Origin of the sequence: Pseudomonas sp. NPDC089396, from assembly GCF_044749545.1 — a bacterium.
GTDB lineage: Bacteria > Pseudomonadota > Gammaproteobacteria > Pseudomonadales > Pseudomonadaceae > Aquipseudomonas.
In genome coordinates this window covers 137293-152919 of record NZ_JBIVIC010000010.1, presented here as the reverse complement: position 1 = coordinate 152919, position 15627 = coordinate 137293, and the positions used below count along the sequence as shown (strand labels likewise).

The following is a 15627-nucleotide window of genomic DNA, read 5'->3' as shown; positions in this document are numbered from 1 at the left end:
CTAGCTGCGATCGGCGCGCAGCAGCGCCACCAGCAGGTATATCGCCAATGCCACTGCCAGAAGCAGTGACAGCCCGTCGAGCATGTGCATGAGTGGAACTCCCCGTGGTGCGGCTTGGGCCGCTTTGGGGAAATTGTCCGTGGGAAGGGCGTAAAGGGGCGAGATCGAGGGAGGGGGGTGGGGATAAAGAAAGCGTAAAGATCAGGCTTTTGGGGTGGGTTTACGGGCCTCATCGCCGGCAAGCCGGCTCCCACAGGGTCTTCCACCGCTCTCAAGGCCGGTGGGGTTCCTGTGGGAGCCGGCTTGCCGGCGATAGGGCCCGTACAGACTAGCGCTGCGGCGTCTGCTGCCCCGCGTTGCGGCTCCAGTCCAGCAGCAGGCTGTACCCCACCGCCAGCAAGGTCGGCCCGATGAACAGGCCAATGAAGCCAAAGGCAATCAACCCCCCGAACACGCCCAGCAAAACGATCACCAACGGCAAGTTGCCGCCCCGGCTGATCAGGTAAGGCTTGAGCACGTTGTCCACGCCACTGATGACGAAGGTGCCCCACAGGCCCAGGAACACGGCCATGCCGTACTCACCCTTCCACACCAGCCAGCCGGTCGCCGGTATCCAGGCCAGCGGCGGCCCCATGGGGATCAGGCTGAGCATGAAGGTAACCAGGCCCAGCACGATGGCCCCCGGCACCCCGGCGATCAGGAAGCCGATCAGCGCCAGCAGCGCCTGGGCCGCGGCGGTGCCGATCACGCCGTTGACCACCCGTTGCACGGTACCGGCCACCAGCTCCAGGTAGTACTCGGCGCGCTCACCCGCCAATCGTTGCAGCAGCCGGAGGACGAACGCCGCCAGGCGCGGGCCGTCTCGATAGAAGAAGAACACGAAGACCAGGCTCAAGGACAGCTCCAGCATCCCGCTGCCGATCTGTGCACTGCGTGCCAGCAGCCAGTTACCGACCTGGCCGAGGTGAGGCTTGATCGAGGCAATCAGCGCAGCGCCCTGCTGATCCATGGATTGCCACCAGCGCACCAGTCGCTCGCCGACCAGGGGGATGCCCCCCAGCCAGTCCGGCGCCTCAGGCAGGCCATCGACCTGCACGTCACGCACGAAGGCAGTGGCGTCGCGGATATGGTCCGCCAGGTTGAAACCCAGCCATACCAGCGGCAGCGCCACGATCAGGATCCAGGCCATGGTCAGCAGGCTCGCGGCAAGGGTTTCACGCCCGCCCAGCACCCGCGTCAGCAAGCGCATCAACGGCCAGCTGGCAAAGGCCAGGATGGCGCCCCACAACAAGGCTGAAATAAAGGGGGCCATCACCCAGAGTGCAGCGCCGAGCAAGGCCAGCAGGACGATCTGGATCAACAGGCGGTCATTGTTGGCCATGGTGGCACTCGTTCAACGGATCAGTTCCAGATGCAGGCCATCGGTTGGGGCGCTGCCGACTTCAAGCCGATTGCTGCGCACCCCGGCCTTGACCAATTGCTCGCGCCAGGCCTCGGCCTGGGCGCCACTGAGGCTGGCGCGCAAGGTGCTGTCCAGGTTCAGGCTGCGGCTGAGCAACGTCACCCAGGCCGGCTGCGGGACGCTCAGGTCAGGGTAGTCGAGCTTGCCGGTGTCGCGCATTTCGCGCAGCACCGTGGCGGCCGTGGGCAGCAGGTCACCGAGCGGGCTGCCGGCGACGAACTCCTCCACGTGCAGGTAGGCGCGGCGGTTGCCGCGGGTGACGCTGTACAGCGCGACCAGGGTGTCGGCCTCCTCGGCGGAGCGGCGCAGCAGGATGAAGGCTTGCTGCTCGTCACCGCCATTGAGTCGGGCGTTGCCGAACACATCGTTGGCCCACAGGCTGGCTTCGCCACAGTCGCGGCCCTGGCACCAGAACAGCGGGTAGCCACCAGCGTGCTGCAGCTCTTCGCGGGCACTGGTGAACGCTTCGCGCGCAGTGCGCTCGACGGGCAGTTCATAGGTCACCGAACTGACCTGGCCACGGCTTTCGACCTTGTCGTCGACGCGCAGGCGGCCGCTGATCTTGCGCAGCGGCCCCATGGGGTAGATGCGTTCCTGCTCCACGGCAGGGCGTTGGTCGACGACCTTGCCATCCACCGGAACGGGCAGGCTGCCGGCCCACAGCAACGGGCTGGCCAGCCCCAGGCAGCCGGCGATGAGAACTCGAATGCTCATCGGCCACCCATGCCGCACGCGGCGCCGATGAAAAGTTGATGGATGTCTGGCATGTACATGGTTGTCTCCCTGTTCAACCCGCCAAGCCTCGACACTTGTCCGATGCAAGTCAAGCAAAGCCAAAGAAGCGATTGAAACAGTCTGCAACAAGGGTCGCGCCCTGTTCATCGTTCAAGTGCAGGTGATGCCCCCCGGGCAACACGGTCTGCGCAAAGGGTAGCTGCTCCAGCAACTCGGTGTGGCGCGCCAGCATGCCATCGGCGGCCAGCACCAGGCTGGCCGGGCAGCTCACCCGGCGCACATAGGCCATCGCCTGGGCCTGGCTCAGGCGCACCGGGGATGGCAAGGTCAGGCGGCTGTCGCTGCGCCAGCTGTAACCGCCAGGCACCGGCATCAACCCACGCTGGGCCAGCAGCTCGGCAGCCTCACGGCTGACGGCGACCATGCCTTTCATGCGCGCCTGCACGCCCTCTTCCAGGGTCTGGTAGACCGACTTGCGCTTGCCATCCAGGCGCAACTGGGCCTGCAAGGCGATGCCCAGGCGTTCGCCGGCATCCTGCTCGGCACCGGTCGGCGGAATGACCCCGTCGATCAAAGCCAGATGGCTGACCCGCTCGGGCAACGCGCCGGCCAGCTGCACCGAAATGATCGCCCCCAGCGAATGGCCGAGCAGTGCAAAACGCTGCCAACCCAGCTGTTCGGCAACCCGCAGCACGTCGTGGGCGTAGTCGGCCAGGGCATAACCGGCCCCCGGCGGCCGGTGTTCGGAGTAACCATGCCCGGCCAGATCGATGGCAACGATGCGCAGGCCCTTCAGTTGCGGTGCCAGGCGGGCGAAGCTGTTGGCGTTGTCCAGCCAGCCGTGCAGGGCGATCACCGGCAGGCCGTTGTCGGGGCCGAACAGGTGAGCGGCCAGCTCGATATGACCCAGGCTCAGGCGGATTTCCTCGACCTGCGCGCTCATGCCTGGTTCCAGCGGTCGAACAGGCCTTTGATCAGGCTGGCGGTGTCGGTCGGCCGCTCCAGGGGGAACATGTGGCCACCGGACACGCTGTGGTATTCGCCCTTGGGCATGCCACGCACGGCCAGCGTGTGATGGCGGCGAATCACCTTGCTGCGATCGCCATGGACCATCGCCAGCGGCACCTGCAGCTGGCGCGCGGGGGCGGGGCTTGCGTGGGGGATGCTGCGGTAGATGCTGATTTCGGTGGCCGGATCGAAGCGCAGTCGCAGCCCCTGCTCCGCCTCCTCCAGGCCATGCTGCAGATACGCTTCGAGGCAGTCGGGGTCGAAATGGCGGAACAGGGTCTTGCTGGCGAAGTAGTCGCGCGCACTGTCGCGGTCGGTGAAGACCTCACGCCGCCCCAGGGTACGCCCTGCCGCAGTGATGCGGTCGATGAAGCCGAAACGCTTGGCGGTACGCAGCAACCATTGGTCGGCACGGGTCAGCACCGGCGAATCCAGCATCACCACACCCCGGTAGTATTGCGGGCAGCGCAAGGCCGCATGCAGGTGCAGCACGCCCCCCAAGGAGTGGCCCACACCCCACACCGGCCCCTCCTGCCGGGCCAGGTGGTGCAGGAGCTCATCCACCAGGTTCTGCCAGTTCTCGTTCACCGGGAAGCGTGGGTCATGGGCATGTTGGGCCAGGTATCCGACCTCGTAGTCCGGCGCCAGGGCAGCGAACAGCTTGCCGTAGGTGGCCGAGGGAAAACCGTTGGCGTGGGCGAAGAAGATCTGCTGCGACATGGCGCCTGGTCCGGACCGAGAAATGTTGGCCCATTGTCGGCATCCTGCCGCCACTCGGCAACGTCCGGAAAGGTCATCGCCAAGGGTGATAAGGTCAGGCACTGCTGTCGAAACTGACCAGTGAGCGCTGCAAACAGGCCTGCATGTAGGCCAGTTGGCTCTCCAAGGCCTCGCGAGCCAGGCGCTGGTCCTGATGGTCCAGTTGCAGGCGTCGCAACGCCAGGCAACTGGCCTGCAACAGGTGGGTGACACGCAGACAGGCTTCCTGCAGCTTGCGCAGGTTCTCTTCGCCTTGCCGGTTGCTCGCCTCAGCCCGCTGGCTGGCGCTGCACACCTTGGCCAGCAGGTGATACAGCTTGGCGTCAGCCGACTCGCGCAGCAGGCTGTACTCGACAAAGTCCAGTACGGCACCTTCGCCGATCTTTTCCACCATGGGCTGCAGATCCAGCGAACGCAACAGCTCTGGCATCAGACCACTCATCAAAGACTCCCTGCCAGGTTCAGCGGCGGATTGACCTGAGGGCAACGCTAGCAAGGGTACCGATGCGGCGACAACTGACAAAAATGCCAGTTGCCGCCGATCAGGCTGGCGAACTGACCGCGCGCAGGGTCATCAGCCCGGCCAATGGCCAGTCGCCCTCAAGCTCTGCCAGGCTGGCGGTGCTCATGGGCGGTGATTGCTGACCGTGGCCATGCTCGAGCATGCCGACCAGCGTACTCACCAGTGGCTGGTGACTGACCAACAGTACCTGCTCCAGGCCCAGCCGCTCGATCTCTGCGATCACCTCTTGCACATCGCTGTCAGGCGTCAGCCAGGGCACGGTGCGCACGGGCTCGGCAAAGCCCAAGGTGTCATGCACCAGCGCCGCGGTCTGCTGGGCACGCACGTAAGGGCTGGCGATGATCGCCTGCAACGGTTGGCCGAGCAGCCGCGCGGCGCTGTGCAGGACCTGTTCGCGGCCGTGGGCCGTCAGCCGCCGCTCGGCGTCGGTGTTGGCACGCGGCTCCGCTTCACCATGGCGCAAAATCCACAGTTTCACAGCTTCGGTTCCTCGTCGCGCACCGGATGCGGTGCAGGGGCCACGGCGTGCGGTGCTTCACCTTCAGGCGCGCGCGGGGCCGGCCAATCGGCGAACGGCCAGGGCTTGTTATCGGTGTGGAAGGTGCCAAAACGGCCGATCTGCGCCAGGTACTGGCTAAGGCTGTCGCCGAAGTTCATCAGACTGGCGCTCGGTGCGCCATAAATGAGCCGGTAGATGAGCTGAACCAGCACCAGGCCGCCCAGCAACAGCTCGGCCAGTTGCCAGACCACCAGAAACACCAGCATCCACAGCACGCGCAGGATGATCGATTCGCGCTGCGCGCGCTCGGGGGTATCGTTCATGTATCGCTCCTTGGCTGAAGGCAATTCAATGCGCTGCAGGCTCAGTTGAAACCGCTGGTGGAAATGAAGTCGACGTCGGTCTTCGGTTCGGCGCGCATCAGGTGTTCGATCACCTGGTTCAATGTACGACCCTCGAACAGGATGGCGTGCAGGCCGGCTACCAGCGGCATGTAGACCTGCATTTCCTGGGCCTTGGCCTTGAGTACCTTGATCGTGTTGACCCCTTCGGCCACCTCGCCCAGGCGATTGACCGCCTGCTCCAGGCTCAGGCCCTGACCCAGGGCATGGCCGACCTGGTAGTTGCGGCTCTTGGGCGAGGAACAGGTGACGATCAGGTCGCCGACCCCGGCCAGGCCGAGGAACGTCATGGGGTTGGCACCCTGACTCACGGCAAAGCGGGTCATTTCGGCCAGCGCGCGGGTAATCAGCATGCTCTTGGTGTTCTCGCCCATGCCCAAGGCCACGGCCATGCCAGCGATGATGGCGTAGACGTTCTTCAGCGCGCCGCCAAGCTCCACGCCAAAGCGATCGCTGCTGGCATAGACGCGGAAGGTGCGCCCGTGCAGCACGGCCTGAACGCGCTGGCACAGTGCTTCGTCCTCGCTGGCGACCACGGTGGCGGTCAGCGCATGCTCGGCGATCTCGCGGGCCAGGTTCGGCCCCGACAGCACGCCGATGCGCGCCTGGGGCGCGATCTCTTCGAGAATCTGGCTCATCAGCTTGAAGCTCTGCGCTTCGATACCCTTGGTCAGGCTGACCAGGTATTTGCCACGCAGCAGCTCGGCGTGTGGTGCCAGTACACTGCGCAGGGCACTGGAGGGCAAGGCAACGAAGATCAAGTCACTGGCCTGCACGGTAGCCAGCAGGTCGTTGACCGGCTCGACCCCATCGTGCAGACGGATACCTTTAAGGTAGCGCGGGTTCTCGCGATTGACGCGCATCGCCTCGGCTTGCTCAGGGTCGCGCATCCATTGGCGCACCGGCACGCCGTTCTCGGCCAGCAGGTTCGCCACGGCGGTGCCGAAGCTGCCGCCTCCCAGAACTGCAACAGGTTGCTGTCCAGTCATATTCAATCCATTAAAGCCATAAGTTAAGTGGCGACCTGGCCATTATACGGCGCGCCTGCGTCAGAACCAGTAGCAGCGCCGGCCCTTTCACAGAACGGTGATTTGCCGCACTGGCAAAACCCCCATGGTCAGTTAACATGCCTGTTTCAACTCTGAGACAAGGCCGTACCGTGGTCCCTGGCACGCCCCCCTACCCTCGCCTGCTGCTGCTGACCGCCCTGCTCGGCGGCCAGGCAGCAGCCAACGACTTGTTCATCGACAACGCCGATCTGCCCCAGGTTCTGACCGCCACGCGACTGAAACAATCCCCGGCAGCGGTGCCGGGCAGCATGACCGTGCTGGACAGCGAACTGATCCGCGCCAGCGGTGCCCGCGACATCCCTGACCTGCTGCGTCTGGTGCCGGGCATGATGATCGGCTACGGCGCTGGCAACCAGCCGACCGTCAACTACCACGGCACCAATGTCAACGAAGCACGGCGCATGCAAGTGCTGATCGATGGCCGCTCGGTGTATCGCGCGGGCCTGGCCACGGTGGACTGGAGCGACATCCCGGTGGCGCTGGAAGATATCGAGCGCATCGAGGTGTTCCGCGGTCCCAACACCGTCAGCTACGGCGCCAATGCGCTGATGGCGGTGGTCAACATCCTGACCCGCAACCCGGCCGACAGCCATGGCACACGCATGAAGCTGACCCGCGGTGAGAATGGCATCGACGACTACTACCTCAGCCACGGCCTGGGCTGGGACGGCGGCGACCTGCGCCTTTCGGTGTCGGGACAGAAGGACGACGGCTTCGATGAAAACCAGTTCGGCCAGGACTACCGTGACAGCCGCCGCCTGAACCGCTTCAACCTCAGCGTCAGCCATACCCTGGCGCCGAACCAGACCCTGGAATGGCAACTGGCGGCAAAGGAAGGCAGCAACCAGCGCCCCTACACCTACCAACCCGTGTTCGGCCGCTATGCCGCGGGCAACGACGCCGATGTCAACGCCAAGGACTACGCCGGTTCAGTGCGCTGGAACGTCGACTTCAATCCAGAGCACAGCCTGTACATCCAGGGCTCGGCCCAGCACTTTGACCGCCAGCAGGTCTGGCGCGCCTGCGATGCCCTGATGGCGTTCAGCCCGGCATTGACGCAGCTCTGGCAGCTGAACCCGGACTTCGCCGAAAAAGTGGCACGCAATCTATCGACAGGCAATTTGCCGATTACTACAGACCCTAGGCTCGGCGAACTCCTGACACAGGCCAAGGCGCAATGGAGCCAAGGCGGCAGTGATACCGTCTGCGGCGATGTCGACCAGAGCACCCGGGAAACCCGCTACGACCTGGAGATCCAGGACACCCTGAGCCTCACCGACAGCCTGCGCCTGCTCAGCGGCATGAACTTTCGCTATGATCGCGCCGATTCGCAGACCTACTTCAACGGCAGCCTCGACGACCAGACCTGGCGCCTGTTCGGGCAGCTCGAATGGCGCGCCGACGAGCACTGGATCCTTCAGGGCGGCGCGATGCTCGAAGACTCGAAGTTGTCCGGCAGCTCCCTGACCCCGCGCATGGCGGTGAACTACCTGATCACCCCGCGCCACGGTTTGCGCGCGGTGTACTCCGAGGCGGTGCGTTCGCCCGACATGTTCGAGAACAACGTCAACTGGAGCTACACGGTCAAGAACCTGACCGCCAATCGCTTCGGCGAGCAGCATGGCGAATACTTCGTCAAGACCCGTGGCCCTGGAGACCTCGACCAGGAGCGCATGCGCTCTCGCGAGCTGGGCTACAACGGCCAGTTCAGCGAACTGGACCTGAGCATGGATGTGAAGCTGTTCTACGACGAAATCACCGGAATGATCAGCGAGCCCTTGCGCAACAACCAGTACATTGCCAGCAACGCCAACAAGGCCCGGTTCAGCGGCAGCGAAGCCCAGCTGGACTGGCGTGCGACCCGCCGCGACCGCCTGCGTTTCACCTATGCCTACGTCGACGCCTGGGCCAGCAACCCCGCCGACAGCGCCAACACCGCCCGCAACAGTGGCTCGGCTGGCTGGATGCGCGAATGGGGCGATGGCTGGTCGAGCTCGCTGTTCTACTATGGCGACGATGCCCTCAATCAGTACCGCTACGAGCGCCTCGACCTTCGCCTGGCCAAGCGGTTTCGCATCCAGAGCAGCAACCTGGAGCTGGCCGCCCTGTGGCAGCAACGCCTGGACGATGAGCCGACCACCACCGAGCAGAACCTCTACGACAGCCGCCACCGCCTGAGCGTGAGCGCGGAGCTGGAGTTCTGATGGCCCGCCTGCTGTGCCTGCTGCTGTTCTGCCTGTGGCCACTGGGTTCGCTGTCCGCCAGCGAAATCCTGGTGGTCGGTGGCGAGGATCAGCCCGGCATACGCAGCTTCGCCACGGCCCTTGAAAGTCGTCGCAGCCATGACAAGGTGAGGTTCCAGACCGTCGCCGAGCTGCCCCGCCCCAGTCAGCTGAAGGCCGACCTGCGCCTGGTGCTGCTCGACAGCGCCGCGCTGGAGTGGCGCCTGGGTGAAGCCGCCGGCCCCCCCGCCCTGGCCATGCGCATCAGCCGGGTACAGGCTCATCAGCGCCTGGGAAAGTCGCGCCCCGCCTACCTGACCCTGCTCTGGAGTGACCCGCCCCTGGCCCGGCAACTGCGCCTGGCCCGCTACCTGCTGCCCCAGGCCCAGCGCATTGGCGTCCTGTATGGCGAGCAGAGCCACTTCCTGCTCGACGAACTGCGCTTGGCGGCGCGCCCGCTCGGCCTGGAGATCGTCGCCCAGGACTGGCCGGACCAGCGCGACAGCAGGCCACTGCAACATCTGCTGGGCAACAGCGATGTGCTGCTTGGTCTTGACGACCCTGACCTGTACAACTCCAAGACCGCGAAAAACCTGCTGCTCAGCAGTTACGGCCGGCAGATGGCGCTGATCGGCCCGAACGCGGGCTTCGTCCGCGCCGGCGCCCTGGCCAGCACCTACAGCGATCAGGACGACTGGCTGAGGGTGCTCGACCAGTTGCTTGACCTTGCGCCCTCACGCTGGCCGCGCGGCCTCTACCCGACACATTTCAGGGTCAGCGGCAACCAGCAGGTAGCCCGTGCCCTGGGCCTTGAACCGATCGATCAGAAGGCCACTGCCAAGGCCCTGGCAGAAGGAGAACCCAACCCATGAGCAAACGCCTGAGCTGGGACATCCATACCCGCACCCAGATCATCAGCCTGGGCCCTGCACTGCTGTTGACCTTGCTGCTGATCAGCTTCTTCACCTTCGTGCGCATCCAGGATTTGCGCCAGGAGCTCAACCACACTGGGCAGCTGATCGCCAACCAGCTGGCGCCGGCCTCCGAGTACGGGGTGATCTCCGGCAACAATGAAGTGCTCGAAGGCCTGATGCGCGCCACCCTGAGCATTCCCCATGTGCGCTTCCTGGAAGTGCAGGACGGCCGCAACCACATCCTGGTGTACGTCGAGCAGTCCGATGAAAGCAACAATCGGGCGCAGCGAGTGGAAGTGTTCCAGGCCCCGATCCGGCTGCAGCAAATCCGCCTCGACAACGACTTCCTGCAGCAAGGCAGGACACCGCCAACGGCCATCGGTGACGACTACCTGGGGCGGGTCATCGTCGGCATGTCGGATGACGCGTTCAGCCAGCGCCAACAGGAAATCGTGATCAAGGCCGGGATCCTGGCCCTGTTCGCCCTGCTGTTCACCTTTCTGCTTGCCCGCCGCCTGGCACTGAGCCTGGCCAAGCCGATCAGCGACATGGGCCACGCGGTCAAGGCCATTCAGCAGGGTGAATACGATGCGCCGCTGCCGGTGGTCGACGACAGCGAGCTGGGCCACCTGGCCCGCCACATCAACAACCTGGCCAGCGCCCTTGAGCAGGCCAGCACCGAACAGAAGCAGGCGATTGCCCAACTGATCCAGGCCCGTGAGGAAGCCGAGCAGGCCAACGGCGCCAAGTCGGAATTCCTGGCGATGATGAGCCACGAGCTGCGCACGCCCATGAACGGTGTGCTGGGCATGCTGCAACTGCTGGAAACCACTCAGTTGACCAGCGAGCAGGCCGACTACACGGCAGTCGCCAGCGAATCCACCGGGCACCTGCTGAAGGTGATCAACGACATCCTCGATTTCTCGCGGATCGAGCGCACCAACCTGGAGCTGGAGCACATCGACTTCAACCTGGGCGAGCTGATCGCCAGCAGCGTGCAGTCGTTCCAGCACAGCGCGCAGCAGCGCGGCCTGGGGTTGCACCTGCAATTGCCTGCCGACGCCGAGCGGCTGCAGGTGGTAGGCGATCCGACCCGGATACGTCAGGTGCTCCTCAACCTGGTCGGCAATGCCTTGAAGTTCACCGAACGCGGCCAGATCCTGGTTGAAGCACGCTGGCAAATGCTCGACCGCCAGCAACTGTGGTTTACCTGCAGCGTGCGCGACACCGGCATCGGGATCGACAACGAACGCCTGGAAATGATGTTCATCGCCTTCCAGCAGGCCGACAGTTCGATTTCTCGCCGCTATGGCGGTACCGGCCTGGGCCTGTCGATCGCCCGTACCCTGGCCGAACGCATGGGCGGCAAGCTGCGCGGTGAAAGCCGCGAAGGCTTGGGGTCGACCTTTACCCTGGAAATGCCACTGACCCTGGCCAACCCCACGCCGGCGACCTTGTCAGGCAGTGCGCTGGAGCTGGAGCCGATGGCCGAGGGCGAACGCATCCTGCTGGTGGAGGACAATCCGGTCAATCAAAGTGTCATCGAGGCCATGTTGCGCAGCCTGGGCCTGGAAGTCAGCGTGGCCCATGACGGCATACAGGCGGTCGACCAGGTCAGCCAGCAGCGCTTTTCCGCCGTGCTGATGGACTGCCGCCTGCCCCAGGTGGACGGCTATGAGGCCACCCGGCGCATCCGCCTGCTGCCCGGCACCGCTCACCTACCGATCATCGCCCTGACCGCCAATGCGTTGCAGGGCGACCGAGAGCGCTGCCTGGCCGCCGGGATGAACGATTACCTGAGCAAACCGTTCCGCCGCACGGACCTGCAGCGGGTATTGCAGCGCTGGTTAACCCGGCCAGACAGCCGCGACTGGCGATAAATGCTAAAGTGCGGCAGTCTTAAGGACTGGACAGGACCCTCGTCGGCCCTGAAAATAGACGTTTCAGTGCACACCTGTACTTCTTTCGCCAGGTGCGCTGTGACTTTCACCACAACGCAATAGTCTACCTGTAGGCTGCCGCCCGGAGAGATGCCGGGTTGGCCGGGAAGATTCATCCCCTGCCACAGGGGGTTATTGAGGAGCTCGCATGACCAAACAACACGCCTTTACTCGGGAAGATCTGCTGCGCTGCAGTCGCGGTGAGCTGTTCGGCCCAGGTAATGCGCAACTGCCCGCGCCGAACATGCTGATGGTCGATCGCATCACCCATATCAGCGAAGAAGGTGGCAAGTACGGCAAGGGTGAATTGGTCGCCGAGCTGGATATCACCCCGGACCTGTGGTTCTTTGCCTGCCACTTCGAAGGTGATCCGGTGATGCCAGGCTGCCTGGGCCTCGATGCCATGTGGCAGCTGGTCGGCTTCTTCCTCGGCTGGCAGGGTCTGCCAGGCCGCGGTCGCGCGCTGGGTTCGGGCGAAGTGAAGTTCTTCGGCCAGGTCTTGCCTACTGCCAAGAAAGTCACCTACAACATTCACATCAAGCGCGTCCTGAAGGGCAAGCTGAACATGGCCATCGCCGATGGCTCGGTCAGCGTTGACGGCCGCGAGATCTACACTGCCGAAGGCCTGCGGGTCGGCGTGTTCACCTCCACTGACAATTTCTAAGGGTTATTCGCATGCGCCGCGTCGTTATCACTGGTCTGGGCATCGTATCGTGCCTGGGCAATGACAAAGCTACCGTCACCGAAAACCTGCGCAACAGCCGTCCGGGTATCCGTTACAACCCGGAATACAAGGAACAGGGGCTGCGTAGCCAGGTTTCCGGCTCCATCGACCTCAACCTCGAAGAACTGATCGACCGCAAGGTCTTCCGCTTCGTCGGCCACGCTGCTGCCTACGCCTACCTGGCGATGCAGGACGCGATCAAGGACGCCGGTCTGACCGAAGAGCAGGTTTCCAACCCGCGTACCGGCCTGGTGGCTGGCTCCGGCGGCGCCTCGACCCTGAACCAGATGGAAGCGCTGGACACCCTGCGCGAGAAAGGCGTCAAGCGCGTCGGACCCTACCGCGTCACCCGCACCATGGGTAGCACCGTGTCGGCGTGCCTGGCCACTCCGTTCAAGATCAAGGGCCTGAACTACTCGATCTCGTCGGCCTGCGCTACCTCGGCACACTGCATCGGTACCGCGCTGGAGCAGATCCAGTGGGGCAAGCAGGACATCGTCTTCGCCGGCGGCGGTGAAGAAGAGCACTGGAGCCAGTCGTTCCTGTTCGACGCCATGGGCGCTCTGTCGACCAAGCGCAACGACACCCCGGAACTGGCCTCGCGCGCCTACGACGCTGACCGTGATGGCTTCGTCATCGCTGGCGGTGGCGGCATGGTGGTGGTCGAGGAGCTGGAGCACGCGCTGGCCCGTGGCGCCAAGATCTACGCCGAAATCGTTGGCTACGGTGCCACGTCCGACGGCTACGACATGGTCGCCCCGAGCGGCGAAGGCGCCATCCGCTGCATGCAGCAGGCGCTGGCCACCGTCGACACCCCGATCGACTACCTGAACACCCACGGCACCTCGACTCCAGTCGGTGACGTTGCCGAGATCAAGGGTGTTCGCGCCGTATTTGGCGACAAAGCGCCGAAGATCAGCTCGACCAAGAGCCTGTCCGGTCACTCGCTGGGCGCCGCTGGCGTGCACGAGGCGATCTACTGCCTGCTGATGATGGAGAACAACTTCATCGCCGGCTCCGCCAACATCGACGAGCTGGACCCGGAGGTCGCCGACCTGCCGATCCTGCGCAAGACTGAAGAGAACGCGAAGATCGACACGGTCATGAGCAACAGCTTCGGCTTTGGCGGCACCAATGCCACCCTGGTGCTCAAGCGCTGGGAAGGCAAGTAAGGCCTTGATGCAGTAAATGAAAACGCCCCGACTGGTTCGGGGCGTTTTTTTTGCACTGACTGCACCGGCCCTATCGCCGGCAAGCCGGCTCCCACAGGTACTGCGCAGCGCTCAAGTCCTGTGGCAACCCTGTGGGAGCCGGCTTGCCGGCGATAGGGCCCGCACAGGCAGCCTCTACCTCTGCTTGGGCAACACCGCCAGAAAGTTATCCCGCGCCACCTTCTTCGCCACGGCTTCCGGCAACGCATCCAGAAACGGCCTGAACCCGTGCATCTGCGCCTTCAGACTGTCAAACCGCCCAACCACATCCGACCCCAGCATGAACCGCTCCGGGTACTTCACCACCAGATCGACCCACGCCTTGCGCGGCACGCCCTGCTCATCCAGCAGATAAGGCTCCAGCACACTCCACGACAAGTCGACATACAGGTTCGGGTAATCCCCGAGCAAGCGCGTCAGCACCGGCAGCAGAAAGTCCATCTGTGTCTGGTGCCGGTGAATCTCCACGCTGCTGCCCGCATGGGCCCAGATGAACCGGGTGTGCGGGTGGTTGCGCAGCGGCTCCTCGATCTCAGCCAGGTACAGCGGATTGCGTTCACGCTTGGAGGTGATGTTGGAATGCAGCAACACCGGCATATCGCGCTCGGCCGCCAGGTGATAGATGCGCGTCATCGCCTCGTTGTTCGCTCGCGGCGTATCGCCACTGGTCAGAGCGGTAAGGTCGTCGTGGCGGGTGAAGACTTCGCCAATGCCCTGCCAGAGCCCGGGATAGAGATCGAGCATGCGCTCGATATGGCTGACCGCGTTCTTGTCCACCGGATTGAAGCCGGTGAGAAACGGATGAAAGCGCTTGCGCTGGTCAGCGGGCAGCTGCAGCAGCGCCGCCGCCACGTAGGTATCGGTGGCGCTGTACCAGTAGGCATCGGCATCGTCACCCGCGTAGTAACGGGGGCGCTTGGGTTCGTCCTCGTGCCATTTCTTGGCCACCGGGATCCCCGAAATCATCGATTGCTCGACGCCGGCGGCGTCCATGGCCTTGAGCAACACCTGCATGCCTTCGGTTTCCTGGAAAAAGTCCAGGTAGTGCAGGTGGGCGTCACTGTAGCGGTAGTCACGCGCCTGCGCCGCCTGGCACAGCCATCCGGACAACAGCACGCAAGCCAGCGCTTTGACGATCATGGGCAGCTTCCTTTTGCGAATACCAGCAAGGTAGACCGGCCGCCGGGCAAGACGGTTCAGCTCTGCCCGCCAAACCGCTATGCTGGGGGCACTTCCTCCCCCCCTGGAGCCCACCATGAGCAGCCCCCTGGTCATCCGCCCGCGCGCCGAATCGGTCGAGGGCCAACCGATCCTGCGCCCGCTGCCTTCGGCCCAGTGCCGCAGCGTCGGCCCGTTCGTGTTCTTCGACCACATGCTCGAAACCGACTACGCGCCGGGACATGGGATGGATATCCGCCAACACCCGCATATCGGGCTGTCGACCCTGACCTACCTGTTCGAAGGGGCCATCTTGCACAAGGACAGCCTGGGCTCGGAGCAGCGCGTGCTGCCCGGTGACGTCAGCTGGATGACCGCCGGCAGCGGCGTGGCGCATGTCGAACGCACACCTGCGGACGCCATGGCCCACGGTTCGCGCCTGCACGGGCTGCAGGTATGGCTGGCTTCGCCGCGCGAACTCGAGCAGGGTGCGCCGAGCTACAGCCATCACCCGGCGGCAAGCCTGCCGGTCAGCGACAGCCTGGGGGTACGCATCTGCATGATTGCCGGTAGCGGATTCTGCCTGGAATCTCCGGTGCCGGTGCTCTCCCCTACCCTCTATGCACAGGTTCGAATGCAGCCGGCGACCACCTTGCGGGTACCCAACGAGCACGATCAGCGGGCGCTCTATCTGCTCGATGGCGAGCTGATGATCGATGGCGAGGAGGAAGTGGAAGCCTGCAGCCTGCTGGTGTTACCGGAGGGCGAAGAGATCACCTTGTATGCCGAAGGTGAATGCCATCTGGTGCTGATCGGCGGGGCGCCGCTGGATGGGCCGCGGCGGATGAACTGGAATTTTGTCGCCAGTGACCCGGAATTGATCGAGCAGGCCAGGGCGAAGTGGGCTGCGGGGGATTGGCCGGTGGTGCCTGGGGAGACTTCGCGGATCGAGTTGCCTCGCTGACAGGGGCCGCTTTGCGGCCCAATCGCCGGCAAGCCGG

15 protein-coding genes and 1 pseudogene are annotated in these 15627 nt (G+C 64.4%); 6 read left to right on the top strand and 10 right to left on the bottom strand.

Features of this window, described 5'->3' with window-relative positions; translation table 11 throughout:
- The 9 genes from kdpF to ACIPZB_RS19420 all read right to left on the bottom strand — a co-directional run bounded on the left by kdpF (position 1) and on the right by ACIPZB_RS19420 (position 6376).
- Positions 1 to 90: a K(+)-transporting ATPase subunit F gene (gene kdpF, locus ACIPZB_RS19460; RefSeq protein ID WP_008089084.1), complete on the bottom strand. Its 90-nt coding sequence runs from the start codon at positions 88 to 90 to the stop codon at positions 1 to 3.
- A gap of 238 nt (positions 91 to 328) precedes the next feature.
- Positions 329 to 1381, bottom strand: coding sequence for an AI-2E family transporter (locus ACIPZB_RS19455; RefSeq protein ID WP_400642151.1), 1053 nt, complete (start codon positions 1379 to 1381; stop codon positions 329 to 331).
- 12 nt (positions 1382 to 1393) lie between these two features.
- The gene (locus tag ACIPZB_RS19450) at positions 1394 to 2176 is read right to left on the bottom strand and encodes a DUF4892 domain-containing protein (RefSeq protein WP_400642150.1); all 783 of its coding nucleotides are present in this window, start codon (positions 2174 to 2176) and stop codon (positions 1394 to 1396) included.
- Between the two features lie 109 nt (positions 2177 to 2285).
- Positions 2286 to 3140 carry an alpha/beta fold hydrolase gene (locus ACIPZB_RS19445; protein ID WP_400642149.1) on the bottom strand — a complete coding sequence of 285 codons (855 nt, stop codon included), beginning with the start codon at positions 3138 to 3140 and terminating at the stop codon, positions 2286 to 2288.
- The gene (locus ACIPZB_RS19440; protein WP_400642148.1) at positions 3137 to 3925 is read right to left on the bottom strand and encodes an alpha/beta fold hydrolase; all 789 of its coding nucleotides are present in this window, start codon (positions 3923 to 3925) and stop codon (positions 3137 to 3139) included. The genes ACIPZB_RS19445 and ACIPZB_RS19440 overlap by 4 nt, the downstream gene beginning before the upstream one ends.
- 94 nt (positions 3926 to 4019) lie before the next feature.
- Positions 4020 to 4406 carry a hypothetical protein gene (locus ACIPZB_RS19435; RefSeq protein WP_400642147.1) on the bottom strand — a complete coding sequence of 129 codons (387 nt, stop codon included), beginning with the start codon at positions 4404 to 4406 and terminating at the stop codon, positions 4020 to 4022.
- Positions 4407 to 4506: 100 nt separating this feature from the next.
- Positions 4507 to 4965 (bottom strand): phosphohistidine phosphatase SixA, encoded by a 459-nt coding sequence (gene sixA, locus ACIPZB_RS19430; protein WP_400642146.1) that lies wholly within the window; start codon positions 4963 to 4965, stop codon positions 4507 to 4509.
- Entirely contained in the window at positions 4962 to 5309 is a 348-nt protein-coding gene (locus ACIPZB_RS19425) for a DUF4389 domain-containing protein (protein ID WP_400642145.1), read from the bottom strand. The genes sixA and ACIPZB_RS19425 overlap by 4 nt, the downstream gene beginning before the upstream one ends.
- Before the next feature lie 41 nt (positions 5310 to 5350).
- Positions 5351 to 6376, bottom strand: coding sequence for an NAD(P)H-dependent glycerol-3-phosphate dehydrogenase (locus ACIPZB_RS19420; protein ID WP_400642144.1), 1026 nt, complete (start codon positions 6374 to 6376; stop codon positions 5351 to 5353).
- Between the two features lie 137 nt (positions 6377 to 6513).
- Between ACIPZB_RS19420 and ACIPZB_RS19415 the strand changes: the two genes are divergently transcribed.
- The 5 genes and pseudogenes from ACIPZB_RS19415 (at position 6514) to fabB (ending at position 13429) form a co-directional block, all read left to right on the top strand.
- Positions 6514 to 8661, top strand: a complete 2148-nt coding sequence (locus ACIPZB_RS19415; RefSeq protein WP_400642143.1) for a TonB-dependent receptor plug domain-containing protein — start codon at positions 6514 to 6516, stop codon at positions 8659 to 8661.
- Positions 8661 to 9551, top strand: a complete 891-nt coding sequence (locus ACIPZB_RS19410; protein ID WP_400642142.1) for an ABC transporter substrate-binding protein — start codon at positions 8661 to 8663, stop codon at positions 9549 to 9551. The genes ACIPZB_RS19415 and ACIPZB_RS19410 overlap by 1 nt, the downstream gene beginning before the upstream one ends.
- Positions 9548 to 11480, top strand: a pseudogene (locus ACIPZB_RS19405) (ATP-binding protein). Before ACIPZB_RS19410 ends, ACIPZB_RS19405 begins: the two are co-directional and overlap by 4 nt.
- Before the next feature lie 201 nt (positions 11481 to 11681).
- Positions 11682 to 12197, top strand: a complete 516-nt coding sequence (gene fabA, locus ACIPZB_RS19400) for a 3-hydroxyacyl-[acyl-carrier-protein] dehydratase FabA (RefSeq protein ID WP_008089108.1) — start codon at positions 11682 to 11684, stop codon at positions 12195 to 12197.
- Positions 12198 to 12208: 11 nt separating this feature from the next.
- Entirely contained in the window at positions 12209 to 13429 is a 1221-nt protein-coding gene (gene fabB / locus ACIPZB_RS19395) for a beta-ketoacyl-ACP synthase I (RefSeq protein WP_008089110.1), read from the top strand.
- 174 nt (positions 13430 to 13603) lie between these two features.
- On the opposite strand, the gene ACIPZB_RS19390 is transcribed toward fabB, so the two are convergent.
- Positions 13604 to 14608 (bottom strand): amidohydrolase family protein, encoded by a 1005-nt coding sequence (locus tag ACIPZB_RS19390; protein WP_400642141.1) that lies wholly within the window; start codon positions 14606 to 14608, stop codon positions 13604 to 13606.
- A gap of 115 nt (positions 14609 to 14723) precedes the next feature.
- On the opposite strand from ACIPZB_RS19390, the gene ACIPZB_RS19385 reads away from it, so the two are divergent.
- Positions 14724 to 15590: a pirin family protein gene (locus ACIPZB_RS19385; RefSeq protein WP_400642140.1), complete on the top strand. Its 867-nt coding sequence runs from the start codon at positions 14724 to 14726 to the stop codon at positions 15588 to 15590.
- Positions 15591 to 15627 lie beyond the last annotated feature (37 nt).